The sequence below is a fragment of the Brevundimonas sp. genome, assembly GCF_036659295.1.
Lineage (GTDB): Bacteria > Pseudomonadota > Alphaproteobacteria > Caulobacterales > Caulobacteraceae > Brevundimonas.
This window is the reverse complement of sequence record NZ_JAVXCU010000014.1, coordinates 23,871-48,213: the sequence shown is the minus strand read 5'-3', so window position 1 is coordinate 48,213 and position 24,343 is coordinate 23,871. Positions and strand designations below refer to the sequence as shown.

Sequence of the window (24,343 nt, the reverse complement as noted above, 5' to 3'; positions counted from 1 at the left end):
GTGTTGCTGACCGATATCGTTATGCCGGGGGCAGACGGTATCGAGGTGGCCCGTACGGCCAGCGCGCGCGATCCGGACATGAAAATCATGTTCATCAGCGGTTTTGCGGCTGTGGCGCTGACCGCAGCTCAAGCGTCGCCGCAAGCCAAGGTGCTGGCCAAACCGGTCCATTTGAAAGACCTCGTGGACGAGGTCGACCGTATGATTGCGGCGTGATTTGAAAAATAACGGAAAAGAGCGAAAAAACCACTTGCGGAAGTCGTAAAACGGGGGCTATACGACGGGCCTTCCCGCCCACCAAGGCAACTTGATGGGTCGCTGAAAAGGCGGATGCGTAGCTCAGCGGGAGAGCACCTCGTTGACATCGAGGGGGTCACAGGTTCAATCCCTGTCGCGTCCACCATTTCCTCTTTTCCAGACATTTCGACATCCCAGCTCTGAACAAGAGCCGTTTTCGCGTGTCCGGAACGGGCGCTCTGCGCGTCATAGGGGTTTGGGGTCTCTGTTCGGATAATCTTCGGTGAACTGTCGAAGATTGGGCCGATTTTATCTGACCTCTGCGTTATATCGCTGGTTTACATTCGGGCTGGATTGCCGCCACATTTCACTATGGTGCTGCCTTAGGCACCACGCGCTCGAGGGGAGTGCGGATGTGTATGAGGGGCTTCAACTTGAAAAAACTGGTTATTGCCGCCGTCTCGGCGCTGTTGCTGGCAGGGCCAGCTATGGCCCAAGCTCAGTCTTCGGGCCAAGGCGAAGCGCGCAGCGAGGGATCCGCCGCACGCGAGCGTCCCGGGCATAATATTCCGCCGCCGGTGGTTTCGACCACGCGCCATACGGGCGTGTTTGGCGGCCAGCGGATTGCCTATCGCGCCATCGCGGGCGAGACCTATCTGAAGGACAAGGACGGCAAGCCGCTCGCGGCCATCACCTCCTATAGCTACATCAAGGAAGGTCCGACAGATCCGAACCGTCCGGTGACCTTCCTGTGGAATGGTGGCCCGGGTTCCGGCTCGCTGTGGCTACAGATGGGGGCCTTTGGTCCCAAGCGCGTGGTTGTCCCGTCGGATGCCCGCGATGATGGTGCCGCGCCGTTCCCGATGATCGACAATACCGAGTCGCTGCTGGACGTCACCGACATCGTCTTTATTGACCCTGTCGGTACCGGTTTCAGCCGCGCACTGGGCGATACGGATCCGGCCAAATACTGGGGCGTGACGCAGGACGCCAAGTCGATGGCCGACTTCATCCGCCTGTGGCTGAATGAGCATGGCCGCTGGAATGCGCCGAAATTTATCGGTGGCGAAAGCTATGGCACCACCCGTTCGGCGGCGGTGATCAACGAGCTGGAAGGCACCTATACCGATGTATCGATCAACGGCATCCTGCTGATCTCGTCGATCCTCGACTTCAGTCAGGCCGCCAATGTTCAGGGTAACGAGCTGGGCTTCGTTACCAACCTGCCATCCTATGCGGCGACAGCCTGGTACCACAACAAGGTGCCGAACCGCCCCGCGACGGTAGAAGCTTTTGCTGCCGAGGCCCGCGCCTTTGCCATTGGTCCGTATGCTTCGGCGTTGCTGAAGGGCAATGACCTGACCACTCAGGAGCGTGCAGCCATCCTGCCGCAACTGGCACGTTATACCGGCATTTCGGAAACCTATCTCGAGCAGGTCAATCTGCGTCTGTCGCCCAGCCGTTTCTATAAAGAGCTGCTGCGTGACCGTGGTCTGTCGGTTGGTCGACTGGATACCCGTTATACTGGCGTCGATTACGACAATGGTGGCGAGCGTCCCGACAATGATCCGAGCTTCTACGGGATCGACGGTGCCTATACGGCGGCGATGAACAGCTGGGTCCGCGAGACACTGAAATACTCGCCGGACGTGGTCTATTCGTCGATTGGCGGCACCCGTAGCTGGGACTGGACGCTCCCTTCTGCCGGTCGCGGCGGTGCCGAGTATCTGAACGTAGCGCCCTATATCGGTAAGGCCCTGCGCGAAAACAGTGCCCTGCGGGTGTTTGTGGGGCAGGGCTATTACGACATGGCCACCCCGTTCTTTGGCGCGGAATATTCGCTGAACCGTCCGGGCTTCCCGACGGATGGTCGCATCGAGTGGCACTATTATGAATCCGGCCACATGATGTACGTGCGCGAGGATGATCTGCGGAAATTGTCGAACGACATCCGTACCTTCATCCGTAACCGATAAGTCGTCTGGACTTATGCCTTTGGCCCCGCAGCTTCGGTTGCGGGGCTATTTTTATGGACCCTAATAGGTCAGACGCACACCGGCGCGCAGCGTTCGCGGGGCGGTGTATCCGGCAATGCCGGTGCCGGTCAGCGAGGTTTCGATATCCTCGTCCAGTAGGTTGTCGGCGGCGAGCCACAGGGCGGCATGGGGCAGGACCTGCCACTGGGCGCGGGCATCGATGGTCCATGCGGCCTTGAGTGGGCGGCTGTTCAGATCATCGTCAAAGCGGGCCGATTCATAGCGGGCATTGGCTTGAGCCAGAAGGGTTGGTGTGACCTGCCAGTCGGCTCCGATATTGGCGCTCCATTCGGGAGCCTGTGCGGGACGAAGACCGGTCAGTTGCGGCGCAAGCTGGCCGCCATCCATTTCGGCATCTGTCCATGCCAGTGCGGCCTTGAGGCCAAGGGTGCTGGTGGCGTCATACCGGCCTGACACTTCGACACCTGTAGCCGTGACCGATCCAGCATTCTGGCGCTGACGCAGCACGCCACCAGCGGGCACAAAGCCTGCACGCGGGAAGCTACCGGGCCCCTCGGCAAGGGTGACATTGACCACCACATCGTCGATCATGTTTCGGAACACGGTGGCCGAGATGCTGTGGCGATCACTGGAATGGCCCCATTCCAGCTCGAAGCCCTCAAGCGTTTCGGGCACAAGTCCCGCATTGGCTTCGGTCAGGTCGTTGCCGACACGGAACGGGCGGTGAAGCTCGTTGAGCGTGGCGGGCCGAAATCCCGAATAGGCCGAGGCGCGCAGCCAACTGTCAGGGCCTAGAGCGCGACGGACGCCCAAACGGGCGCTGACCACCTGATCGCTGCGCTCCGGATCGGTTTCATTCAGGGTTATGGCACCCGATTGCAGATCGTTTTCAAACCGGAAGCCGTTCTCGTTCTGCCATTCGTCGAGGCGCAACCCACCGGCTACAATCCACGGGCCATTGTGCCACGAGGCATCGACATAGCCGCCGATGACCGAGGTTTCGCCACCCGCCATCCGGCCGCGCGTAAAGGCACCGCCCATGTAGCGGAACATTTCCTGCGTCTGACCCTCGTTGAAGCGGGCATCGAGGCCCGCTTCCCATTCCAGCATGCCGTGCAGGCTTAGGGTATTACGCAGGGCCAAATTGATACCGCGTCCACGCGCGGGGGTGCGGTACTGTTCGTTGGCGGGGGTGACGGTGGAGCGGTCGGCCGAGACGGCACCGGAGCTGTTGAACAGGTTGCTGTGGTTCTCCCACAACTGGATGCGCCACGCCGGACCTTGGGTTGCCTGCCGTGACAAGGTGGCAGTGACGCTGTTGCCCGAAGCATTGGCGCGGTTGCGGCCAAGGCCCGATCCGCGATCTTCTTGCCAGCTTGCGGCCCGCAAGGACAGGCTGGTTTCGGAGCCAACAGCATAGTCCAGACGGCCGGACAGGCTTTCAAGCTTCAGGTCCATCGGCACATCGGCGAGACCGGCAACACTGCCGCGTACCGGCACATAGCCGTCGCTGCTTTCGTGACTGCCTGCCAGTGTCAGGCCAAAGCGGCCCTGTTCCACGCGCGTGCTGGCGGCGGCGCGCAAACCGCCGCGGCTGGCGACGGACAGGTCGGCTATGCCCTGTGGCCGGTCGCTTTCGCGCAGGGCAATGGTGCCGGTCAGTGCGCCCGCGCCATAGGGGCCGGAGCCTGCGCCGCGCATGACGTCGATGGCTTCGAGGCTTTCAGGTGTGACCTGTCCCCAGATCACCCAGCCGCCAAAGGGGTCGTTGATCGGTACCCCGTCCAGTGTCACCAGCGCGCGGCCTGCCCCCGTCGGGGCGATGGCGCGAAGGGACAGTCCTTGTGTGGTCGGATTGGCGGCCAGACTGTCGGCGCGCCGGAACAGGGTGACGGCAGGAATCTGGCGCAGGGCCTGATCGACGCGCGCTGTGGCCGTCAAATCCTCGCTGTGCAGCGTGGTATGGTCAAAGGCGATCTGGGCCAGTTGCGGGCGCAGACGGGCGGCTGTGACGATAATATCTTGTACGCGGGTGATTTCGGAAGCTGGGGTCTGCGGTGGTTGGGGAAGATCAATCAGCACGCAAACACTCCATGGAAAACTGGCGGGCAAAAACCGGCAGGAACCAGAATAGACAGCCGTGGTCTTATTACAAAAACAACCCCGCCGACACTGTCGGCGGGGTTGTTGACTTGTCACTACAGCTTAGTGGCTTGGGGTGGTCGTAGCCGGAGCTGTTTTAGCGTTGTCGCGAATGGCGTCGGCTTGTTTCTCGGCGGCCTCACCTACGGCATCGGCCTGTGCATCCAGAGATTCCTGAGTGGCGTTGCTGGCAGCGGCATCAGCTTGATTTTCCAGCTGGGTCACGGCCACGTCAGCCTGTGCTTCTACGGCATCAGCCTTGGCATCGGCTTCTTTTTCGGCCGGGTTCTGGCAAGCGGCCAGACCGGTCATGGCAGCGACGGAAATAGCAGCAAGTACAATCTTACGCATTTTGAACTCCTCCCAAGGGATGTTGAGACTGATTAACGCGCAAGGTACGAACTAAGTTCACGCATCTGTGAACTTTAGTTGATCAATGTTATTCGCAGATAAGAAAAACGCCCCGAACCGTAAAGGTGCGGGGCGTTTGTTCGTATTCGAAAACAGAAGCTTAGTTCACTTCGGAAACCGACAGGGTGCCGTTGGCCATCTGACCGCCAACCGTGCCGACCCAGACATCATAGGTGCCGGTCTGGGCGCGACGATAGGTGACACGCGGGTCCAGATTGCCGTCGCTGTCGTCGTCGCAGGTCCATTCACCGTCCGGACCGTTAATCAGCAGCACGGCGTCGTCATCGCTGACGAAGGTGAAGACCAGCGGGGCGTTACGGTTGCCCGTATAGGTCACCGAATAGTCCGGTGCCGAGGACACCGAACCGGGGCAGCTGTCATCCACCGAGGAAATCGGCACGCTGCCACCGGCAACGATCTCGATATTGTGCGGGTCGGGGCGGAAGCCGCTGCGCAGTGTCACGCCGCCAAAATTGGAATCAAGGCTCAGATCGATCTGACCGCCCGAGGCTGTGGTGCTGGAATCCGACAGTTCCGAGATTTCCAGAGTGGTGCGCGCACGCTCGTCACCATAGGTGCCGACCCAGATATGATAGGTGCCCGATTGCGGGCGCGGGAAGGACAGTTCCGGATTCAGGCCGTTGGTATCGTCATCGCACTGCCATGAGCCCTGCGGATCGCGCACGACCAGAGTGGTGTCGGCGTCCGAGGTGGAGCGGATATACAGCGGCATATCAGTGGCCGAATAGCGCAGCACATAGTCTGGATTATTGCCAACCTTGCCCGAGCAGCGTCCGCCGCCCAGCTGTCCGGCATCATTTGTGCCACCAGCGGTGATCTGTACAGTGTAGGGATCCGGTGTGAAGCCGCCGCTCAGTCGGGTTTGACCGAAAACCGGCGTGCCACGCCAATCCTGTGCCTGAGCGGTCGCTACCGGTGCGAGGACCAGGCAAGCGGCCAGTACAGGACGGATAAATCGCGACATGGTGTATTTCTCCAAGGTCGAACGAGTCGTTCGCAGGGCGGTTGGCATATTAAGCGTCACATTAAAAAGCAAAGCACAGCCATGTTACTACTGCGGATGTGACAGTTCGTTACCCGAAAGGGTTACTTTTCCCGCGATTTCAGAACGTCGATGACATTGTTAAGTTTCATGCCGCGCGCCTGTAACAGCACCAGCAGGTGGTAGATCAAATCCGCTGACTCACTGGCAACTTCCTCGTCGGGGCCGGCGACGGCGGCAAGGGCCGTTTCAACGCCTTCTTCGCCGACCTTCTGGGCGATGCGCTTGACGCCTTTTTGCATCAGGCGGGCGGTCCAGCTTTCTTGAGGATCGGCGACGGCGCGGATGGCAATGGTGCGCTCCAGTTTCACCAACTGGCCGACACCGGGGGCGACCTCGTCGCCAAAACAGGAGACGCGGTTCAGGTGGCAGGCATTGCCCACGGGGCGAACCTTGACCACCACGGCGTCGCAATCGCAGTCGGGTGTGACCGAGACCACATTGAGGAAATCGCCCGAGGTTTCCCCCTTGCGCCAACGCCCGCCCCGCGAGCGCGAGAAGAAGGTGGCCTGTCCGCTATCCAGCGTTTCGGCAAGAGCGGCCTTGTCCATATAGGCGAGGGTCAGGACCTGAAGCGTGTCGGCGTCCTGCACCACGGCGGGGATCAGGCCGTTGCCCTTGGCAAAGTCGATGGTTTCAATGTCGAAATCGGCAATCACAGCGGTCATATCCGCACCTCTATGCCATGGGCGTCCAGATAGGTTTTCAGGTCGGGTATGGCGATGGCCCCCGAATGGAAGACGCTGGCGGCCAGTGCCCCCGAGACATCGGCGTCTTTGAAGGCCGACAGGAAATGCTCCATCGCGCCTGCTCCGCCGGATGCGACCAGCGGAATGGTCAGCCGCTCGCGTACGGCGGTCAGTTGGGCAATGTCATAACCTTTGCGCACGCCGTCCTGATCGATGCAGTTCAGCACGATCTCGCCGGCGCCAAGGCTCTGGGCTTCAAGAATCCAGTCCAGTGTCCGCTTGCCCGTGCCGCGTCGGGCATCGGGGTCGCCGGTATATTTGTGGACCTTCCACTCGCCGTCCTGAAAGGCGCTGTCGACGCCGACAACCACGCACTGACGACCCAGAACACGGGCCATTTCGGTGATCAGCTCGGGACGCTCCAGCGCCGGAGAATTGATCGACACCTTGTCGGCCCCGTGGTCCAGACAACGCGCGGCCTGTTCGACGGTGCGGATACCGCCCGCGACACAGAAGGGAATGTCCAGCAGGCGGGCAATGTCCTGCACCCACGAGTAATCAAGGGTGCGGCCTTCGGGGCTGGCGGTGATGTCATAAAAGACCAACTCGTCCGCGCCTTCGTCACGGTAACGGGCGGCCAGTTCTGACGCATCGCCCATATCGACATGGCCTTCAAAGCGCACGCCTTTGACGACGCGCCCGTCTTTCACGTCGAGGCAGGGGATGATCCTGCGCGCGGTCATGCGACGGCCTTTATCGCCTGTGCCACCGTGAAGCGGCCTTCATAGATGGCGCGGCCGGTAATGGCCCCGTCACAGCCGATGGCCTTGGCACCGGTCAGATCGTCCAGTGTCGCGACACCGCCCGAGGCCTGTATTTTTAGTTCGGGGCGGCGGCGCAGGGCCTCGGCCAGAAGATCCAGATTGGCACCGGTCAGGGCACCGTCGCGGCTGACATCGGTCATCAGGACATGGGTCAGCAGGCTGGACGGATAGCGGTCCAAGACGGTCCACAGATCGACACCGGCCGACTGGGTCCAGCCTTTCAGGGCGGGGACCGGCAGGCCGTCCTCGTATTTGACATCGAGGGCCAGTGTGATGGCCTCGGTGCCGAACTGGTCCAGCCATGCCATTACCTGATCGGTCTGGGTCACGGCCAGAGAGCCGACAACAACGCGGGTGACACCGGCCTCCAGCAGGCGGGCGATATCGTCCTCGGTGCGGACACCGCCGCCACACTGGATTTTGACATCCACCGCCTTGGCCATTTCGTCGATCAGACCGTATTGCTGGGGACTGCCGGCCTTTGCACCGTCCAGATCGACGATGTGGATCCATTCGGCCCCTTCGGCGGCAAAGGTGGCAAGGCGGTTGGCCGGATTGTCGTCGTAACGGGTGAACTGATCGAAATCACCGTGCAGCAGACGCACCGCAAAGCCGTCTTTCAGGTCGATGGCGGGATAGATGATCATGCCGGTAACTCGAGGAAGTTTCTGAGGATACGCGCGCCGGTCTTGGCCGAACGCTCGGGGTGGAACTGGCAACCCCAGCGGTTGCCGCTGTTGACGACGGCGGGGATGGTCTGGCCGTAATCTGCATAGGCGACGGTGGCGGCACCATCGGGACAGGCGAAGCTGTGCACGAAATAGACCCACTCGCCCGCCTCGACGCCCTGCATCAGCGGATCGTCGCGGCGGATGTGAAGACGGCTCCACCCCATATGCGGAGAGGGGCGCGAGGGACCGGGGACGACCGGGGTCACACGACCTTTGATCAGGCCCAGCATGTCGGCACCGCCGTCTTCGTCGGATTTTTCGAACAAAAGTTGCTGGCCAAGACAGACGCCCAGAAGCGGACGCTCAAAGGCCCGCAGCGCATCCGTCAGCCCGAGGGCGTTGAGCTGTTTCATGGCATAGCCCGCAGCCCCGACACCCGGCAGGATGACGCGCTCGGCCTCGGGCACATCTGCCGGATCGTCGGTAATGCGCACCCGCGCACCCAGCCGCTCCAGCGCAAAACGCACCGAGGCGATATTACCCGCGCCATAACCGATGAGGGTCACGTCCATTACAGCACGCCCTTGGTGGACGGTATGGCGTCGCCCTCGACACGGATGGCTTGGCGCAACGCACGGCCAAAGCCCTTGTAGCAGGCCTCGGTCTTGTGGTGGTCGTCGGTGCCGGTGACCTTGATGTGGACGGCAGCCCCGAGATGTTCGGCCAGCGAGCGGAAGACGTGGGCGGTCATATCGGTGCGGTAATCACCCAGATACGGTGTCTCGAATGAGCCTTCGAACACAGGGAAGGGACGGCCCGACAGGTCGATAGAGACCACCGCATTGGCTTCATCCATCGGCAGGACAAAGCCGTAGCGGGCAATGCCTTTGCGTTCGCCCAGAGCCTGTTTCAAAGCCTGGCCCAGAGCGATGGCGCTGTCCTCGATCGTGTGGTGCGGGTCGGTATAGAGATCGCCCTCGCATTTCAGGCGCAGCGAGAAACCGCCGTGGGCGGCGATCTGTTCGAGCATGTGATCAAAGAAGCCGACACCGGTCTCGATCTTTACCGGACCCGTCTCATCAAGGTTTACCGTGCAGACAATGCGGGTTTCCTTGGTGTCGCGTACGGACTGTCCGGTGCGTGGCGCGCGCACATTAGCGGGCTTCAGGCCAAAGGCGGCCAGCAGGCGGTCATTGACCTCGCTCTTGAGGGACACCGGCAGACGCAGGCGCTCTTCGGATACATCGGCGCTGATGCCATAGGTTTTCAAAGCGGCCAGTGCGCTGTCGATATCCTCGGGACGGGCGATGATGATCGGGCCGATGCCGTTATCGACAGGCATGAGGCGCGATAGTTCGCGCACCAGTCGCTCGCGCTCACGGCGGACCGTGGCGATACGCTCAAGGCTTTCCAGCATGCGCGACGGGTCCAGCACCTGCTGTGCCAGCTTCATCAGCGGGTCGGGCAGGGCATAGGGTTCCAGCACGCTCTCGAGACGGGCGAGGACTTGCGGTTGAGCGATGGCCGCACCGACACGCGCACCGGCCAGACCATAGGCCAGTGACAGGCTGCGAAGCACGACGAGGTTGGGCGTGTCTTTAATGACCGTGACGGCCGAGGTGGCATCAGAGAACTCGATCATGCCCTCGTCCACCACCAGCAGGGCGGGGGCGACGCGGGCAGCCATTTCGGTAATAGCCTCGAGCGATCCTACGGCGCGGGCGATGACAGCCATCGCATCACCCTTGGCCGGATAGATGGCTGACAGGCGCAGGTAAGGCTCGGCCTTGGGGGCCTCGACCGAGCCACCGTCACGGGCCGCCAGACGCCACACCAGTTCCAGCGCGTGGGTCAGACCGCGAACAGGCAGAACCTGAGCGGTATCGACGCCATAGGTCTCGGCCATACGCGCGGCCAGAGCCGCAGGGCTGGCCGGATAGGCGTCCAGACCCTCGGCACCCGAGACGAGCGGAGGAAAGGGGGCGGGCAGGCTCATTCTTCACACCTGTAATCTGCGGCGCGGGCGTGGGCTTCCAGACCTTCGAGGCGGGCAAGGCGCGCGGCCACGGGGGCAAGGGTGTGTGCGCCCTCCTCGTTGACATATTGCACCGACATCGAGGTCATGAAGCTGGCGGTGGTGATACCGCCAAGGGCGCGGGCACTGCCGTCGGTCGGCAGAACATGGCTGGGGCCAGCGGCGTAATCGCCGAGGCTTTCTGCGGCCCAGCCACCGACAAAGATGGCCCCTGCGGCTTCGATGCCCTCTACGAGATCACCGGCATCCTCGGTTTGCAGGGCAAGGTGTTCGGGAGCGTAAAGATTGATGACTTCCAGCACGGATGCGCGGTCACGCGCGAGGATAGCGCGGGCATTATCCAGAGCGGCGCGGGCGATGTCTGCGCGGGGCAGGGTGGTGATCTGGTCCTCGACCTCTTCCAGAATGGCGTTGAGGGCCGATTTGGAGGTGGCGACCAGAATGACCTGTGCGTCGGTATCGTGTTCGGCCTGACCCAGAAGATCGGCGGCGGCGATGACCGGATCGGCAGCCGTGTCGGCCACGACCATCAGTTCGGACGGGCCTGCGGGCATGTCGATGGCGGGACCGGAAGGCAGGGCCGCGGCCTGTTTCTTGGCCTCGGCCACATAGGCATTACCGGGACCGAACAGCTTGTCACAGCGCAGCAAGGTGCCGTCTTCCAGTTCAACGCCATAGGTCAGGGCGGCGATGGCCTGTGCGCCACCAATGGCCCAGATGGCCTCAAGGCCTGCCTCGGCGGCGGCGATAATCATGGCGGGGTGGACGCTGCCGTCCTTGGATGGCGGGGTCACAACGATGAGGTTGGCGACACCGGCGACCTGTGCCGGAATGGCTTGCATCAGCAGGGACGAGAACAGGGGGGCCGTACCGCCGGGCACATAGATGCCCGCAGTCCGGATCGCACGCCATGCCAGTTTGGAGCGGACGCCCTTGGTGGTTTCGATCAGTTCGCTGTCGGTCGGCTTGGTGGCCTGATGAAAGATGCGGATATTTTCCGCTGCCATGCGGATCGCACGGGTGTCGGCCGGAGCCAACAGGTCACGGGCGGCGTTCAATGTCTCGTTATTGATCGGGATGCGGCGCGGCGGTGCACCATCCAGTTTTAAGCACCATTCGGTGACGGCGGCCCCGCCACGCGCGGCGACGTCGTCCATGATCTGGCGCACCACACCGGTTACATCGGCGGCCGCGCGGCTTGCCGGACGCGCCAGCGCCTCGCGCTTTTGGGCGGCATCCAGTTGGGACCATTCAAACGTCTTCATTACATCATCTTCTCAATGGGCAGGACAAGGATGGCCGAAGCCCCAACGGCCTTCAGCTTCTCCAGCGTTTCCCAGAATACAGCTTCCTGACACACGGCGTGAACCGCGACGGCGTCATCCCGGCCCGCCAACGGCATTATTGTGGGGGATCCGGCCCCCGGCAGGATGGCGATGATGTCGCCCAGTGCGGCGCGCGGGGCGTTCATCATCACATATTTCGCACCCGAGGAGGCAATGACGCCGCTCATACGTTCCATGATGCTGTCCAGCAGGTCGGACAGTTCGGCCTCGGGGGGCGTCGGCGATTTGATCAGGACGGCCTGACTCTCAAACACGGTGTCGCGGGCGACGAGACCGTTGGCCTCTAGGGTAGCCCCCGTCGACACCAGATCGCAGATAGCGGCAGCCAGCTTCATACGCGGGGCCACTTCGACCGCACCGCGCATCAGAACGACGTCGGCCTTCACGCCCTCAAGGGCCAGATAGCGTTTGAGGATATTGGGATAGGAGGTCGCGATACGCTGGCCTTCCAGCGACTTGGCCCCCTGCCAGTCCGCGCTTGGCAAGGTGGCCAGTTTCAGTGTGCAGCGGCCAAAGCCCAGCGGCATGACCACCTGCGCATTGGGGCCGCCATTACGACCTTCTTCGAGGACGTTCTCGCCGACAATGCCCAGATCGCAGACGTCATCGGCGACGAAGGTGGGGATGTCGTCGTCGCGCACGCGGATCAGGTCGATGGGATAGTTTTCGACGCGGTACAGCAGTTCGTTGTGACCCTTGACCCATTTCAGGCCCGCATCGCGGATCAGGTCCAGCGAGCGGTCGGCCAGACGGCCGGATTTCTGAATGGCGATACGGAGCCGACCTTGTGCGGTGCTCATAGGTTACTTTCTCGGGTCTTGTTCAGTCTTGGGAAGGAATGCGGTCCAGGGCGATGCGATAGCCCTGATGCGGCATGTCCTTCAGATAGCGGGCGACACGGACGACGGTGGTGGGGCTGGCCTGCGCCTCGACGGCTATCTCGCGATAGGACTTGCCGCCGGCATCCAGCAAGCGGGCCACCTGCCAGCGCTCGGTAAAGGCGCGCAGTTCCGCAGGCGTGCACAGGTCGGCCAGAAATGCGGCCATTTCCTCATGCGAGCGCATGGACAGCAGCGCATCCAGTAGGGCTGCGCGCGCACGTTCCTTGGTCTCTTGTTGGGCGTCGGGGAGAGAAGGCTGGGTCGTCATGCGCGTTCCACTATGCTGTAACAGTGGAACGGTCAAGAGGGTGTTGAGACAAGGTGCGACAATTTTGCACATGGCAGCGACGCTAATGCGAATAGTTATCAATTCATCTTGCGACAGTCTGACGCACCTTATATGCAAGCGCTTCTCATTTTTACATCAAGGGCTGAACCCGATGTCCGATACCCGAGCCTTGGCACTGAAGGCGCTTTTCCTGGCTGGCGGAGCCGCCGGTGTGCTGGCCGCAGCACCCGTCATGGCCGAAGAGCTCGCGCCGCTGCCTGAAGCGCAGGACAGCACCAATCTCGGTACCATCGACGTTCATGGCCACAAGGCCCGCAGGGAGCCGTCGGGAAACAAGTTTGTCGCGCCGCTGGTCGATACCCCGCGCGCCGTGACGGTGATCCCGCAACAGGTGATCGAACAGACGGCGGCGATGTCGCTGCAAGACATTCTGGCCAACTCGCCGGGTATTACGCTGGGTGCCGGTGAAGGCGGCCAGCCGCTGGCCGACCGTCCGGTCATTCGTGGTCAGGCCTCGGGCAACAACATCTTCGTTGATGGTCTGCGCGATGCAGGCGGCCAGCAGCGCGAACTGTTCAACCTCGAACAGGTCGAAGTCGTTAAAGGGCCGGATGCGGTCTATGCGGGCCGTGGCTCGGGTGGCGGCAGTATCAATCTGGCGACCAAACAACCGCGTCTGACCGACTTTACCCACGGCTCGATCGGTGCAGGCACCGATGGCTATCTGCGTGGCACGGTGGACAGCAATTTCCGTGTCGGCGAAAATGCAGCCCTGCGTCTGAACATTATGGGCGCACAGGGCGATATACCGGGCCGTGATGCGGTCGATTATGACAAGTGGGGCGTATCGGCAGCCTTTGCGGCGGGTCTTGGCACCGACACCACCTTTACGGCCAGCTATTATCACCTGACATCGAACCAGATGCCGGACTATGGTCTGCCGCTATTCACCAAAACCAATGTGCGTGACGATGAAAGCGGCATTCTGAATGTCCCGCGCGACGCCTTCTATGGCTTGAAGGACCGCGATTATCTGAAGAATACGGTCGATACCTTCTCGGCCATCTTTACCCACGATGTCAGCGACACCCTGCGTATCCGCAATGTCAGCCGCTATTCGCAAACCCTGAACGACTATGTCGTCACCAATCCGGGTGACGGCGGCAATGTCACCAATGGCGGCGTGGCCAATATCGATGGCGTCTGGTGGATGAAACGCGGGACCAAGTCGCGCTGGAATCCGGCCGAGACCATTGCCAATGTCACCGATCTGACCGGCAGCTTTACGACCGGCTCGATCCGTCACAACTTCAATGCCGGTCTGGAACTGTCGCGCGAAAAGAACCGCAACGCCTCCTATACGGTGGTAACGACCTCGGGCTCGGCCTGTCCTGCGCCGCTGACAGGTATGGATTGCACGCCGCTTTATGCGCCGAATCCTTCGGACAGCTGGACCGGTACCATCACGCGCGGTCCTGTCGGCCGCAATACGACCGACACTGTGGCGCTGTATGCTTTCGACGCGATCAATCTGACGGACAAGCTGATCTTGAACCTCGGCATCCGTTATGACGACTATTCGGTGGAAGGTGTCGATGCTTCAGGTTCACTGAATGCGCCGGTCTATACGCCGCGTAAGGGTGACTGGAGCTTCACCAACTATCAGGCCGGTCTGGTTTACAAGCCGACCCAGAACTCCAGCCTGTACGCATCGTGGTCCACCTCTTCGACCCCGCCGACCATTTCGGCTGGTGACCAGAACACTGGCAGCGGCATTGGTACGGGCAATCTGTCCGACCGCCTGCTGGAGCCGGAAGAAACCGAGAGCTTCGAGATCGGAGCCAAGGCCAGCCTGTTCGACCAGAAGCTGTCGCTGGGCATTGCTGCCTTCCAGTTGACCCGCGAAAACGCGCAGATCCTGACGGCACCGAATGTGTACGCACAGGCGGGCGAGGTCGAGGTGAAGGGTGTCGAGCTGTCGGCAGCCGGTAACATCACCGAAAAGTGGCAGGTGTTCGGTGGCTATACCTGGATGGATTCCGAACTGACCAAGGGTGCCTACAACAGCACTGTGGTGGGCGAGCAATTGGCCAACACGCCGGAACATTCGGCCAGCCTGTTCACCACCTATCGCCTGTTGCCGAAACTGACGGTCGGCGGCGGCGTCTATTATGTGTCCAAGTCGTGGGGCGGTAATCAGGGCGGTGCCGGTGGCGGTGCCAACCGTGTCTATGCGCCGGAATATACCCGTGTGGACCTGATGGGCAACTATGACATCAGCGATACGGCGTCGGTGACGCTGAACGTCAAGAATGTCGGTGACGAGCGCTACATCATGCGCACCAATGGCGTGCACCACGCCGATGTGGCACCGGGCCGTCAGGCACTGCTGACGCTGAACCTGCGTTACTGATCGCGGGTTTAGAACCCTAAAACTAATGGCCCTGTCATCCCCGTGGTGGCAGGGTCATTTGCATCTATCCGAGGATTGATCCGACATGCTGCTGCACATCCCCGCTGTTTTTACCAAGGACGAGGTGGCACGCCTTCGTTCAACGCTGGATGCGGGGCCGTGGGCGGATGGAAATGTGACGTCCGGCCACCAGTCGGCGACGGCCAAGCAGAACCGGCAACTGCCCGAAGATAGCGCCGAGGCTGTAGAGGTGTCGGCACTGGTGACACAGGCGCTCTATGCCCATCCGATGTTCATGTCGGCGGCCCTGCCGCACACCCTGTTCCCGCCTTTGTTCAACCGCTACGAGGGCGGCGACACATTTGGACTGCATGTCGATAATGCCATCCGCCAGCGGGGTAATGTGCGTATTCGCAGCGACCTGTCGGCCACCTTGTTTCTGAGCGAGCCGGAAGATTATGACGGCGGAGAACTGGTGATCGAGGAGATGTATGGCGAGCAGAGCGTCAAACTGCCCGCCGGTGACATGGTGCTGTATCCGTCAAAGAGCCTGCACCGCGTCACGCCGGTGACACGCGGCGCGCGGGTTTCCAGCTTTATGTGGCTGCAAAGCCTGATCCGCGACGATGCCGACCGCGAGAGCCTGTTCCGCATGGATGTGGCCATCCAGCGCCTGAACATCGAACGGGGTCCGAAGGATCAGGCTGTGATCGAACTGACGGGCGTTTATCACAACCTGCTAAGGCGCTGGTCTGAAGTCTAAGGCCTTAATAGACGTCGCGGCGGTAGTGGCCGCTGTCGGTCAGGCCGTTCAGTACGTCTTCGCCCAGAGCCACTTCGAGGGCGGCATGGACGCCTTGCGACATGCCTTCCAGACTGCCGCAGACAAAGAGGGTTGCCCCTTCCTCGACCATGCGGACGATCTCGCGGGCATGCTCTGACACCAGATGCTGCACATAGCGGCCATCGCCTTCGTCACGCGACCATGCGCGATCCATACGGGTCAGGCGTTTATCGGCCAGCATGGCTTGCAGGTCGGCATCGAACAGGGCGTCGTGGGCTTGGGTACGCTCGCCGAACAACAGCCATGTCGAGGCTTGGCCGGTACGGGTTTTCAGATGGGCGCGAAGACCGGCAATACCGGTGCCATTGCCAATCAGGATAGCCGCAGATTGCGGGGCGACGGGACGGAAGGCTGGATTGCTGCGAACCCGCATTTCCACCTCTCCGCCCATTTTCAGGCTCTGGATCATCCAGCCGGAACCGACACCAAAACCGCCATCGGGCAGGGTGGCCAGACGCACACACAGTTCAAGGCTGCCATCTTGTTGCAGGCTGGCAATGGAGTATTCGCGCAGCAGAGACGGGGCGTCACCCAGAGCCGGAATGACTATCTCGGCGATGTCACCGGCCTGCCAGTTCGGGTTGTGGCCCTTGGGGACAAAGCGCAGATGCCAGACCTCACCGCCGGGGCTGCCGGCATTCATCAGGGTGCGCTCGGACAAGATCCACGGATCATAGGCAGGCGGTGCCCAGTCGTGATCGGTCGTCGAACCGGTCAGGGCCGACAGGTGGTGCTGCCAGTGGTGGATGTCTTCGATGCGGCCATTATCCACTTCGATCCGCTCGAAGATCGGGCTGGCCTTGCTGGCGGCCAGCCAGTGGTCCAGTGCGCGGCCAAAGGCGCAGTAATGCTCATAGCTGCTGTCACCCAGTGCCAGCACGGCATAGGACAGATGCGACAGGGTTATTGGCTGGCCCATATGGCGGCGCAGGAAGCCCGAGGCATTGTCTGGTGCATCGCCTTCGCCGGTTGTCGAGGCGATAAACAGGATGCGGCGGGCATTGGCGAGCGTATCGGCATCCAGTTCGCTGAGTGCAACGACGCGGGCCGCGACGCCGGAATCGTTCAGGGTGCCGGCGGTCTTCTCTGCCAGTTCGGAGGCCAGACCCGTTTGGCTGCCATAGGCGACCAGCACCGTGTGGGCGGCACCGTTTTTCAGTTCCGCAGCGCGGGCCTTGATGGCGCGGTTGGCCTTGCGGGACTTGGTAAAGGCCCAGCCTGCATGGGCCAGCCACAGGGCGGTCAGGCCACCGGCCCACATCCAGTTGCTTAGATCGGAAGTCACAGTCATGCGGTCACAAATACGGGCTTACGGATGGGGCGAAGCGGAGGCTTCGTCTTCCATCATGGCGGCATAGGCGGAGGTATAGGTTTCGCGGATGCCCGCTTCGGTACGGATCAGGAAATGGGCGCACAGGTTCATGGCGCGGGCCAGCTCAAGACCTTCATATGGGCCAAGAACCGTCAGGGCCGTCGCCAGTGCATCGGCGCGCATGGCCGTGGCCTCGAATACGGTGACCTGCGCTACGCCGTTCTGGACCGGATAACCGGTCGAACCGTCGATCGTGTGGCTATAGTTGCGGCCATTATGGCTGAAGGTTTTGCGCCAGTCGCCGGAGGTTGCGACGGCAAGATCGACGAGGGCGCAGACGGTGCGCGGGGCAGGGCTGCCCTCGATGGCTTCGATCTCGACCCACCACGGTTGGGCATCGGGTTTGACGCCGCGCCCTTTTAGCTCGCCACCGATCTCGACCAGATGCGAGGTGGCACCGAGACGGGTCAGGGCATCCGAGACGCGATCTACCGCATGGCCCTTGGCGATGCCCGAAAAGTCCAGCTTCATATGGCCCGCTTGCAGCGCCGCGCGTTCGTCGCGGTTCAGGCGCAGGCGGTTCCAGCCGCTAACCTTCAAGGCCTCGGCCACTTCGGTTTCGGCAGGGACGGGCAGAAGGGACGGGCGCGGGCCTGTCGGACCAAAACCCCACAGGTCAACAAGCGCGCCCAGGGTCGGATCGACCGCACCGTTCACATCATCGGCGATGTCGAGCGAGTCGGTTAGCAGCGACCAGAATTCATCGGACAGCGGCACAAAACCGGTATCGGCGCGATTAAAGCGCGAGATTTCGCTGTCAGAAATCCACGGACTGAACAGGGCAATCACCGTGTCCAGTTCGCCTTCGACGGCGGTGCGGAAGGTCTGAAGGTCCGAGGCTGGCGGTGGCACAAAGCGCACCTGCCAGCTCGTTCCCATGCTCAAGCCCTCCAGCGACCAGACCATGTCGCTGGGCGGGCGTTCAGGTCCGCCTTCAACCGGTGGGATCAACACACGGTTCTCGCCGAAATCATTGGCGACAGGATCGCCGATCGTGACAGGCGAGGGGGCGGAACTGGAGCGTTTCATACTTAGGGCAGGACTTCGATCGTGCCGTTGTAAGAAGCATTGGTACCTGGTTGGCCATTGGTACCTTCCGAGCGGACCGAGGCACCGATCCAGTGCAGACCGGCAGCCGACCATGCCACCGAGAAGGTGCCGTCAGCCGCGGTTTTGACGGTGACTTCTTCGGGGTTGCTACGATAGCGGATGCCTTCGCGGGCGATGGTGACATCGACATCGGCAGCCGGTTGGCCGTTCAGCAGCAGTTTGAAGGTCGAGGTTTCACCCTCGGCAGCATCGTTCGGGTGGGTGACCGGGATCAGTTCCAGACCTTGGTTGGTCGGGGCCAGTGCCGTGTCATTGGGATTGCCCAGCGTCACGAAGGTTTCGGTACGCGAGGCGGTACGGGTCGGCATGACATTGGTGGCATCTGCCGGAATGGCGGTGGCGAACTCGGCCTCGGTGCCACGGAAACGCTTACGCTCGCCGCCCTGCTCGTACATGGCCATGAAGCCCTGCGAGACGTTGGCGATGCGGTAGGTGCCTTCCTGCTTCAGCTCGACATCGAACATGGAGCGGTAGCGGCCCTGTGCGTTGTTCTGGGCCTGCAGCTTGGTGCCGTCCGGCGCGGTGATGTCCAGACCCGACAGGCGCATGGCCGCGTGGTCGGCATGGAAGACAATGTTGGACATGCCGGCATCAAAGCCGACCCATGCATCATTGCCCGACAGGACGGTGGCCGTCGGGGCCATCCATGCGCGGTGGGCTTGTGCGGCCATCGGAGCGGCCAGAGCGGCCGTCAGGGCCAGAAAAGCGAGGGTCTTTTTCATGAAACTGATCCTTAGCGGGTGACGTTGACGCGCACAGCGCCCAGTTCGGAAGAGCCGGAGCCGTTGGCCGTGTTCGGGCCGCCCCAGCGGAAGGGAACGCGGACGATCTCGCGACCACCCAGTTCACGCGCGGCCTCGACCGCAATCACATAGTTGCCGGGGGCCAGATTACGCAGGCGTGCGGCAGGTACAGTCACTGTATGGCGGCCGGGGGCCTTGGTCGGTCCGGAAACGCCATCTGCCGGAAGCTGCATGGCGCGACCGCCCTTGCGCCACCAGGTGCGCATGTCCTTCAGCCAGTCCTTGCCATCACCCTCGGCATTGCGGGTCTGCTGGTACCAGACAGCCAGGCTGCGGTTCAGGGACTGGTCGGGGTTCTCGATCCACACAGCCACATAGGGGCGGTGGTAGGAGGCCGTGTTCAGGCGCGGCACGTCCACAGTTACCGACAGGTCGGCGGCCAGTGCCGGTGCGGCAACGGCCGTCATAGCGGCGGTGGTCAGGACGAGAGGAAGCTTACGCATAGGAGGATGCTCGTCAGTGGATGAAGATAAGGGCGATAATGACAGGAATAAGCAGTCCCAGACCGACCAGCGGCCATGAGGACGGGCGGCTGCGGGCATGCAGCCAGACCAGAGCAAGGCCGGTCAGGGTGAAGACCACACAGGCGACGGCAAACACATCGATGAACCAGAACCACACGGTGCCGCTGTTACGGCCCTTGTGCAGATCGTTCAGATAGGAGATCGCGCCGCGTGTGGTCTTTTCATAGACGACCTGACCGGTGGTGCGGTCCATCGTCATCCATGCATCGCCACCCGGCATGGGCAGGGCGACATAGATTTCTTCCGCCGTGGTTTCGGTCGGCTTGTCCGCGATATTGACGTTCAGAATTTCGGAGGCCCAGCGCACCATGTAATCGGGCGCAGGATCGGTGGTTTCGTCCGGAAACTGCGCAAGGCGACGGACCAGTGGGGTCGGGATTTGCGCCAGTGTTTCCTTAACCACAGGGGTCGAGGGAATGCTGGCGGCGTGGTTCAGCGTAATGCCGGTAATGGCAAACAGCATCATGCCGACAAGGCTGAGCGCCGCTGAAATCCAGTGCCAGGTGTGCAACTGCTTCAGCCAGAACGAGCGACGCGCGTTCATAGCCGCAGCGGGGCGGGTCTCGGCAGGCTCGGACGGGGAGGCAACATTGTTCACGCAGTGGCTGTGCCACATACTGCGAACGATTTGCAATAGTAATTAGAATTTCGAAACGCGACTTATGCCGCTTCTTGTGACGCTTGCTGGAGGTGGAGGGAGCCAAGGGCCTTGCGAATGGCGTTTAAAAGCGCGTCGGGCTGGATAGGCTTTTGGGCAACTCCGTCCATTCCAGCTTCCAGATAAAGGCTTTCGTCGCGCGGATCGGCATTGGCGGTGAGCGCTAAAATTGGAATGTTCCGGTATGGAGAATCGCTGCTGCGGATAAAACGTGTGGCACCGACACCGTCCAGGATCGGCATTTTGATATCCATCAGGATCAAGTCGTAACGGCAGATCTGAAGCTGGTCGATTGCCTCGCGTCCATTAGCGGCGCTGTCATGACTGCAGCCGAAAAGTTCGAGGACTTTTCCAGCGATAAAGCGGTTGGCGGCATTATCATCGACCACCAGCACATGCAGGGTTTCATGGGGTGTTGGCGCGGGGACAGGAAGCGGATCACCGGTGTGGTCCTTGCAGGCCGGAAGCTGTAGCTCGAAAGCAAAACGGGCCCCGCCCTGAGACGAGCGGCTGACCCCCAGTTGTCCTTGCATCCGCTCGATGATCTGACGACATATTGCCAGTCCCAGACCGGCACCGGCACCGTTCCGTCCTGCCTCTCCGGTATTGAACGGTTCGAATATTTCTTTGGCTGCCTGTTCGCTGATGCCGGGGCCGCTGTCGTCGACACTGCCGGACAGAACGAGGATTTCATTATCTAGACGGCTTTGTAGGTGGACCAGCACAGAGCCGCTCGAAGTGAATTTGAGGGCATTGCCGATCAGGTTGTTCAGCAGTTGTTTGAGACGCACTTCATCGGCGGAGGCCCACTGACCTTGTTCAAGGTGGCTGGTGATAACAAGGTTCAGTGCTTTTTCTTCGGCTCGTGGCCGCCATAACGCATCGAGATCCGCGCCTAGACTGGCCAGATTCATGGGGGCGGTTTCGAGGGTGAGTATGCCGGCCTCGGCGCGCGACATATCCAGCGCGTCTGTCAGCAGTCTCAGCAGACTTTGGCCAGAATCGAGAATGGTACGGATATAGGGGCGCAAGGCTTCCTGGGTGACCTTGCGTTCCATCAAGGCGGCCACGCCCAGCACGCCATTCAGCGGGGTGCGGATTTCGTGGCTCATGACGGCCAAAAATTCGGATTTGGCGCGACTGGATGCGCGTGCTTCGGCTTCGGCACGAACAAGGTTTTGCGCCAGCTTGCTCATAGCCTCTGCACGCCGTTTATGAATGGCAACGCCAGCCTGAAGAATATGCAGGCCGGCGCCTACGCCGACATACCGGCCCTTTGAGACAACGATAAAGCCTTTGAGCAGAGCCCCTAGTCCCGAGCGGTCCATGGAGCCGAGCAGGTTTTCAACCGGTGTATTGGCTTCCACGATTGGCGGGCTCTTTTCCATGACCGCCGTAATGGGCCGGTTCACATAAAGAGCGCGCCCGAATTCACCCGCCAGTTTCAGGGTAAAACTGCTGCGCTCGACCACACCGATAGGGTGGCCGTTATGGCTGACTACCGGAAGGACCATGAGAGCCGGATCGGCCTCGAATCTGGCTAGAGCTTCGGCACCGGGCGCCTCGGCCTGTAACGGCGCAACAGCGTCAACGAAGTGGCCAATCTTGACTGCGCGCACCTTTGCCCCCGCTAGGTGTTGGGAGAGCAAGGGCTATCGGATAGAGTTTAACAGCAACTTTTTTCTAAATGAATGTTTTGTATAATGTTTTTAACAAAACATCCATATGCGGACTAAAGTTTTTCTAAAAGCACGGTGGCAAAAACAGACAGGGTGTCGTCGCGGGCACCCATGACCAGAATGCGGTCACCGCTTTGGGCCAGTTCGATAATGCGGTTGCCGCAGTCTTCGCGCGTTTCCAGTGCTTCGGCCTGTTTGCCGTGTTGTCGGACGCCCTCGGCAATGTGCTCGGATGTGACGCTGCGGTCGGTGGTGCCGCCATAATAGACGGGCTGTGGCATCAGAAGAATATCATCCGGCTTCATCAGCGAGGCGAAGGTGTCGGTGAACTCGGCCTTCATCAGCTTTAATGGACCAAAGCCGTGCGGCTGGAACATGATGACCAGACGGCCTTCATAGGCATGCAGCGTGTTCAGCGTGGCCGAGATCTTGTCGGGGTTGTGGGCAAAATCATCGATGACGGTGATGTTGTTCTTGGTGCCAACGGTTTCCAGACGGCGGCGGATACCCTCGAAGCTTTCCAGAGCCATGGCGGCCTCGGCGACATCAAGCCCCAGTGCTTTGACGGCGGCGATGGCGGCCAGCGTATTGGCGACATTATGGGCACCCGGAACTTTCAGGCGCACAGGGTGGGCTTGGCCTTGGGTGACGAGTTCGAAACGGATGCCGTCGGCCAGAGGCTGGATGTTGCGGGCGTAGAGGTCGGCAGCGTCGTTCGCGAGCGAGAAGGTCAGGACCGGCTTGTCGGCAAGGCGGGCAAGGGCTGCGGTTTCGTCATTGTCGAGATTGAGGACAGCGGCCTTGGCGCGGCCCACGAAGCCGCCGAACAGGTCGCGAAGCTCCTCCATCGACTTGTGGTCCAGAGAGATGTTGGAAACGACGGCGACCGTAGCGTCATAGCGGGCGATAGACCCGTCGGATTCATCCACCTCGGCGGCGAAGACATCGGGATTGCCGACCAGAGCCGAGGCAAAGGGCTGATCCTCGGTGACGAAATTTTTCATCACCGCACCGTTCACGACCGTCGGTTGGCGACCCAGTTGGTGCAAGATCCACGCGATCATGCCGGTAATGGTGGACTTGCCGCTGGTACCCGCCACGCCGATGGAGGTCGGGGCCGCGTTGAACAACTGGCTGAGCATTTGCGGGCGGGTGATGATGGTCGCCCCTGCAGTCTTGGCGGCGGCGATATCGGGAACGGTGTCCTCGATCGCGCCCGAAGCCACGACAATCTGGTCACGTGAAGTGACGCCCGATCCGTCCTGCGCGAACAGGGCCACATCGTGGGCGCGCAGCCAGTCGAACTTATCGGGGGTGCGCCCCTGATCCAGCGCGCGGTCGGACCCTGCGATCCGGTGGCCTTGCGATTGTACGATCAGGGCCAGAGGCATCATGCCGGAGCCGCCGATGCCGCAGAAATAATAGTCTTTAATCATGGGCCTGATCTTGACGCAGGAAGGCAGGGGTTGTCGGGTAGTCTGACTAGCACGCAAGACGCCCAAGGCCATCCCCAACTCATGACTATCAATGCTTTCCGTATCGGTGTGGTCAATGCCAGCTCCCGACTTGATCCTGCGCGGGGGCAAGCCATCGCCGACTGGGCAAGGCGGTTATGGCCTGACGACGAAGTTGAGTTGGTGATGCACCCGTCGCTCTATGAGGTGCATGGCCATTTTGGCGGCGATGATGCCACGCGGGCGGCGGCTCTGGTCGATTATGCCAATGATCCGGCGCTGGATGCGATCTGGTTTGCGCGCGGCGGATATGGCGCGTGCCGTATTGCCGAGGCGGTCATCCCGCAGTTGAACGAACATGCCCGCGTCAAGCGCTATATGGGTTATTCGGATGCGGGCACGCTTTTGGCGGCGCTCTACAAGGCCGGTATCGGTCAGGTGGCGCACGGACCGATGGCGGCGGATGGCTCTCGCAATGATGAAACCGGCCTGCGGGCGGTAAACTGGCTGCGGACGGGGGATGTGTCCTCGCTGGAGCCTAGCTTGCTGGAGGATGCGCGTCCGGCGGTGGCGTTTAACCTGACCATCCTCAATGAGTTGGTAGGCACGGCGGTCGAGCCGGACCTGTCCGGTCACGTGGTGATGCTGGAAGAAGTGTCCGAGGCGCTCTATCGCGTGGACAGGATCATGTTCCACCTGACGGGGCAGGCCTCGATCCGCAAATGCGCGGGTATCCGTATGGGGCGTGTGTCGGATGTGACCGAGAATGACCCCGACTTTGGCATGACCGCTGTGGAAATCGCCCGTTACTGGTGCGAGCGGTCCGGTATTGCCTATCTGGGCGAGGCCGATATCGGCCATGATCGCCATAACAAGGTGGTGCCGTTTGGCCCGCGCTAGG

The 24,343-nt window shown here is 61.5% G+C and carries 23 protein-coding genes and 1 tRNA gene; 6 read left to right on the top strand and 18 right to left on the bottom strand.

Going from position 1 to position 24,343, the window contains the following annotated elements:
• The 3 genes from RSB01_RS04685 to RSB01_RS04675 all read left to right on the top strand — a co-directional run.
• Positions 1 to 216, top strand: a 216-nt coding sequence (locus RSB01_RS04685) for a response regulator (protein WP_332625115.1), incomplete at its 5' end; no start/stop codon positions are given.
• Positions 217 to 328: 112 nt separating this feature from the next.
• Positions 329 to 403: transfer RNA gene (locus RSB01_RS04680), tRNA-Val, on the top strand.
• 268 nt (positions 404 to 671) lie between these two features.
• Positions 672 to 2,213, top strand: a complete 1,542-nt coding sequence (locus RSB01_RS04675; protein ID WP_332619507.1) for a peptidase S10 — start codon at positions 672 to 674, stop codon at positions 2,211 to 2,213.
• Between the two features lie 60 nt (positions 2,214 to 2,273).
• On the opposite strand, the gene RSB01_RS04670 is transcribed toward RSB01_RS04675, so the two are convergent.
• From RSB01_RS04670 to RSB01_RS04620, 11 genes are all read right to left on the bottom strand, one after another.
• The gene (locus RSB01_RS04670; protein ID WP_332591802.1) at positions 2,274 to 4,316 is read right to left on the bottom strand and encodes a TonB-dependent receptor; all 2,043 of its coding nucleotides are present in this window, start codon (positions 4,314 to 4,316) and stop codon (positions 2,274 to 2,276) included.
• Between the two features lie 123 nt (positions 4,317 to 4,439).
• Complete coding sequence (locus RSB01_RS04665; RefSeq protein WP_332591803.1) at positions 4,440 to 4,727, bottom strand: hypothetical protein; 288 nt, start codon at positions 4,725 to 4,727, stop codon at positions 4,440 to 4,442.
• A gap of 160 nt (positions 4,728 to 4,887) precedes the next feature.
• Complete coding sequence (locus tag RSB01_RS04660; RefSeq protein ID WP_332591804.1) at positions 4,888 to 5,772, bottom strand: hypothetical protein; 885 nt, start codon at positions 5,770 to 5,772, stop codon at positions 4,888 to 4,890.
• Between the two features lie 122 nt (positions 5,773 to 5,894).
• Positions 5,895 to 6,518: a bifunctional phosphoribosyl-AMP cyclohydrolase/phosphoribosyl-ATP diphosphatase HisIE gene (hisIE, locus tag RSB01_RS04655; RefSeq protein ID WP_332619506.1), complete on the bottom strand. Its 624-nt coding sequence runs from the start codon at positions 6,516 to 6,518 to the stop codon at positions 5,895 to 5,897.
• The gene (hisF, locus tag RSB01_RS04650) at positions 6,515 to 7,282 is read right to left on the bottom strand and encodes an imidazole glycerol phosphate synthase subunit HisF (RefSeq protein ID WP_332590578.1); all 768 of its coding nucleotides are present in this window, start codon (positions 7,280 to 7,282) and stop codon (positions 6,515 to 6,517) included. The genes hisIE and hisF overlap by 4 nt, the downstream gene beginning before the upstream one ends.
• On the bottom strand, positions 7,279 to 8,010 hold the full coding sequence (gene hisA, locus RSB01_RS04645; RefSeq protein ID WP_332590577.1) for a 1-(5-phosphoribosyl)-5-[(5-phosphoribosylamino)methylideneamino]imidazole-4-carboxamide isomerase: 732 nt from the start codon (positions 8,008 to 8,010) through the stop codon (positions 7,279 to 7,281). Before hisA ends, hisF begins: the two co-directional genes overlap by 4 nt.
• Positions 8,007 to 8,606 carry an imidazole glycerol phosphate synthase subunit HisH gene (hisH, locus tag RSB01_RS04640; RefSeq protein WP_332590576.1) on the bottom strand — a complete coding sequence of 200 codons (600 nt, stop codon included), beginning with the start codon at positions 8,604 to 8,606 and terminating at the stop codon, positions 8,007 to 8,009. The genes hisA and hisH overlap by 4 nt, the downstream gene beginning before the upstream one ends.
• A complete protein-coding gene (gene hisB, locus RSB01_RS04635; protein ID WP_332590575.1) occupies positions 8,606 to 10,030 on the bottom strand; it encodes an imidazoleglycerol-phosphate dehydratase HisB in 1,425 nt (474 codons plus the stop codon). The genes hisH and hisB overlap by 1 nt, the downstream gene beginning before the upstream one ends.
• Positions 10,027 to 11,334, bottom strand: coding sequence for a histidinol dehydrogenase (gene hisD / locus RSB01_RS04630; RefSeq protein ID WP_332590574.1), 1,308 nt, complete (start codon positions 11,332 to 11,334; stop codon positions 10,027 to 10,029). The genes hisB and hisD overlap by 4 nt, the downstream gene beginning before the upstream one ends.
• Entirely contained in the window at positions 11,334 to 12,215 is an 882-nt protein-coding gene (hisG, locus tag RSB01_RS04625; protein ID WP_332590573.1) for an ATP phosphoribosyltransferase, read from the bottom strand. Before hisG ends, hisD begins: the two co-directional genes overlap by 1 nt.
• Before the next feature lie 22 nt (positions 12,216 to 12,237).
• On the bottom strand, positions 12,238 to 12,564 hold the full coding sequence (locus RSB01_RS04620) for a YerC/YecD family TrpR-related protein (protein WP_332590572.1): 327 nt from the start codon (positions 12,562 to 12,564) through the stop codon (positions 12,238 to 12,240).
• A 172-nt stretch (positions 12,565 to 12,736) separates the two neighbouring features.
• Here RSB01_RS04620 and RSB01_RS04615 point away from each other — a divergent pair, with 172 nt between their 5' ends.
• Together RSB01_RS04615 and RSB01_RS04610 are read left to right on the top strand one after the other, a co-directional pair.
• A complete protein-coding gene (locus tag RSB01_RS04615; RefSeq protein ID WP_332590571.1) occupies positions 12,737 to 14,998 on the top strand; it encodes a TonB-dependent siderophore receptor in 2,262 nt (753 codons plus the stop codon).
• Positions 14,999 to 15,083: 85 nt separating this feature from the next.
• A complete protein-coding gene (locus RSB01_RS04610; RefSeq protein WP_332590570.1) occupies positions 15,084 to 15,761 on the top strand; it encodes a Fe2+-dependent dioxygenase in 678 nt (225 codons plus the stop codon).
• 4 nt (positions 15,762 to 15,765) lie between these two features.
• Here the strand turns inward: RSB01_RS04610 and RSB01_RS04605 are convergent, their stop codons facing one another.
• The 7 genes from RSB01_RS04605 to RSB01_RS04575 form a co-directional block, all read right to left on the bottom strand.
• Positions 15,766 to 17,133 carry a sulfite reductase subunit alpha gene (locus tag RSB01_RS04605; protein WP_332590569.1) on the bottom strand — a complete coding sequence of 456 codons (1,368 nt, stop codon included), beginning with the start codon at positions 17,131 to 17,133 and terminating at the stop codon, positions 15,766 to 15,768.
• A gap of 18 nt (positions 17,134 to 17,151) precedes the next feature.
• A complete protein-coding gene (locus RSB01_RS04600) occupies positions 17,152 to 18,243 on the bottom strand; it encodes an FAD:protein FMN transferase (protein ID WP_332590568.1) in 1,092 nt (363 codons plus the stop codon).
• A 2-nt stretch (positions 18,244 to 18,245) separates the two neighbouring features.
• Positions 18,246 to 19,046: a DUF4198 domain-containing protein gene (locus RSB01_RS04595; protein WP_332590567.1), complete on the bottom strand. Its 801-nt coding sequence runs from the start codon at positions 19,044 to 19,046 to the stop codon at positions 18,246 to 18,248.
• A gap of 11 nt (positions 19,047 to 19,057) precedes the next feature.
• Positions 19,058 to 19,570, bottom strand: coding sequence for a DUF2271 domain-containing protein (locus RSB01_RS04590; RefSeq protein ID WP_332590566.1), 513 nt, complete (start codon positions 19,568 to 19,570; stop codon positions 19,058 to 19,060).
• Between the two features lie 13 nt (positions 19,571 to 19,583).
• Positions 19,584 to 20,195 carry a PepSY-associated TM helix domain-containing protein gene (locus RSB01_RS04585; RefSeq protein ID WP_332590580.1) on the bottom strand — a complete coding sequence of 204 codons (612 nt, stop codon included), beginning with the start codon at positions 20,193 to 20,195 and terminating at the stop codon, positions 19,584 to 19,586.
• 116 nt (positions 20,196 to 20,311) lie between these two features.
• On the bottom strand, positions 20,312 to 21,928 hold the full coding sequence (locus RSB01_RS04580; RefSeq protein WP_332590345.1) for an ATP-binding protein: 1,617 nt from the start codon (positions 21,926 to 21,928) through the stop codon (positions 20,312 to 20,314).
• 113 nt (positions 21,929 to 22,041) lie between these two features.
• Complete coding sequence (locus RSB01_RS04575; protein ID WP_332590346.1) at positions 22,042 to 23,424, bottom strand: Mur ligase family protein; 1,383 nt, start codon at positions 23,422 to 23,424, stop codon at positions 22,042 to 22,044.
• 81 nt (positions 23,425 to 23,505) lie between these two features.
• Between RSB01_RS04575 and RSB01_RS04570 the strand changes: the two genes are divergently transcribed.
• Positions 23,506 to 24,342, top strand: coding sequence for an LD-carboxypeptidase (locus RSB01_RS04570; RefSeq protein WP_332590347.1), 837 nt, complete (start codon positions 23,506 to 23,508; stop codon positions 24,340 to 24,342).
• The last annotated feature ends 1 nt before the right edge of the window (position 24,343 follow it).

Bases quoted from the DNA above. Each gene is read 5' to 3' on its own strand.
- RSB01_RS04665 (WP_332591803.1), bottom strand. From the start codon at position 4,727: ATGCGTAAGATTGTACTTGCTGCTATTTCCGTCGCTGCCATGACCGGT.
- RSB01_RS04660 (WP_332591804.1), bottom strand. From the start codon at position 5,772: ATGTCGCGATTTATCCGTCCTGTACTGGCCGCTTGCCTGGTCCTCGCA.
- hisIE (WP_332619506.1), bottom strand. From the start codon at position 6,518: ATGACCGCTGTGATTGCCGATTTCGACATTGAAACCATCGACTTTGCC.
- hisF (WP_332590578.1), bottom strand. From the start codon at position 7,282: ATGACCGCGCGCAGGATCATCCCCTGCCTCGACGTGAAAGACGGGCGC.
- hisA (WP_332590577.1), bottom strand. From the start codon at position 8,010: ATGATCATCTATCCCGCCATCGACCTGAAAGACGGCTTTGCGGTGCGT.
- hisH (WP_332590576.1), bottom strand. From the start codon at position 8,606: ATGGACGTGACCCTCATCGGTTATGGCGCGGGTAATATCGCCTCGGTG.
- hisB (WP_332590575.1), bottom strand. From the start codon at position 10,030: ATGAGCCTGCCCGCCCCCTTTCCTCCGCTCGTCTCGGGTGCCGAGGGT.
- hisD (WP_332590574.1), bottom strand. From the start codon at position 11,334: ATGAAGACGTTTGAATGGTCCCAACTGGATGCCGCCCAAAAGCGCGAG.
- hisG (WP_332590573.1), bottom strand. From the start codon at position 12,215: ATGAGCACCGCACAAGGTCGGCTCCGTATCGCCATTCAGAAATCCGGC.
- RSB01_RS04620 (WP_332590572.1), bottom strand. From the start codon at position 12,564: ATGACGACCCAGCCTTCTCTCCCCGACGCCCAACAAGAGACCAAGGAA.
- RSB01_RS04615 (WP_332590571.1), top strand. From the start codon at position 12,737: ATGTCCGATACCCGAGCCTTGGCACTGAAGGCGCTTTTCCTGGCTGGC.
- RSB01_RS04610 (WP_332590570.1), top strand. From the start codon at position 15,084: ATGCTGCTGCACATCCCCGCTGTTTTTACCAAGGACGAGGTGGCACGC.
- RSB01_RS04605 (WP_332590569.1), bottom strand. From the start codon at position 17,133: ATGACTGTGACTTCCGATCTAAGCAACTGGATGTGGGCCGGTGGCCTG.
- RSB01_RS04600 (WP_332590568.1), bottom strand. From the start codon at position 18,243: ATGAAACGCTCCAGTTCCGCCCCCTCGCCTGTCACGATCGGCGATCCT.
- RSB01_RS04595 (WP_332590567.1), bottom strand. From the start codon at position 19,046: ATGAAAAAGACCCTCGCTTTTCTGGCCCTGACGGCCGCTCTGGCCGCT.
- RSB01_RS04590 (WP_332590566.1), bottom strand. From the start codon at position 19,570: ATGCGTAAGCTTCCTCTCGTCCTGACCACCGCCGCTATGACGGCCGTT.
- RSB01_RS04585 (WP_332590580.1), bottom strand. From the start codon at position 20,195: ATGAACGCGCGTCGCTCGTTCTGGCTGAAGCAGTTGCACACCTGGCAC.
- RSB01_RS04575 (WP_332590346.1), bottom strand. From the start codon at position 23,424: ATGATTAAAGACTATTATTTCTGCGGCATCGGCGGCTCCGGCATGATG.
- RSB01_RS04570 (WP_332590347.1), top strand. From the start codon at position 23,506: ATGACTATCAATGCTTTCCGTATCGGTGTGGTCAATGCCAGCTCCCGA.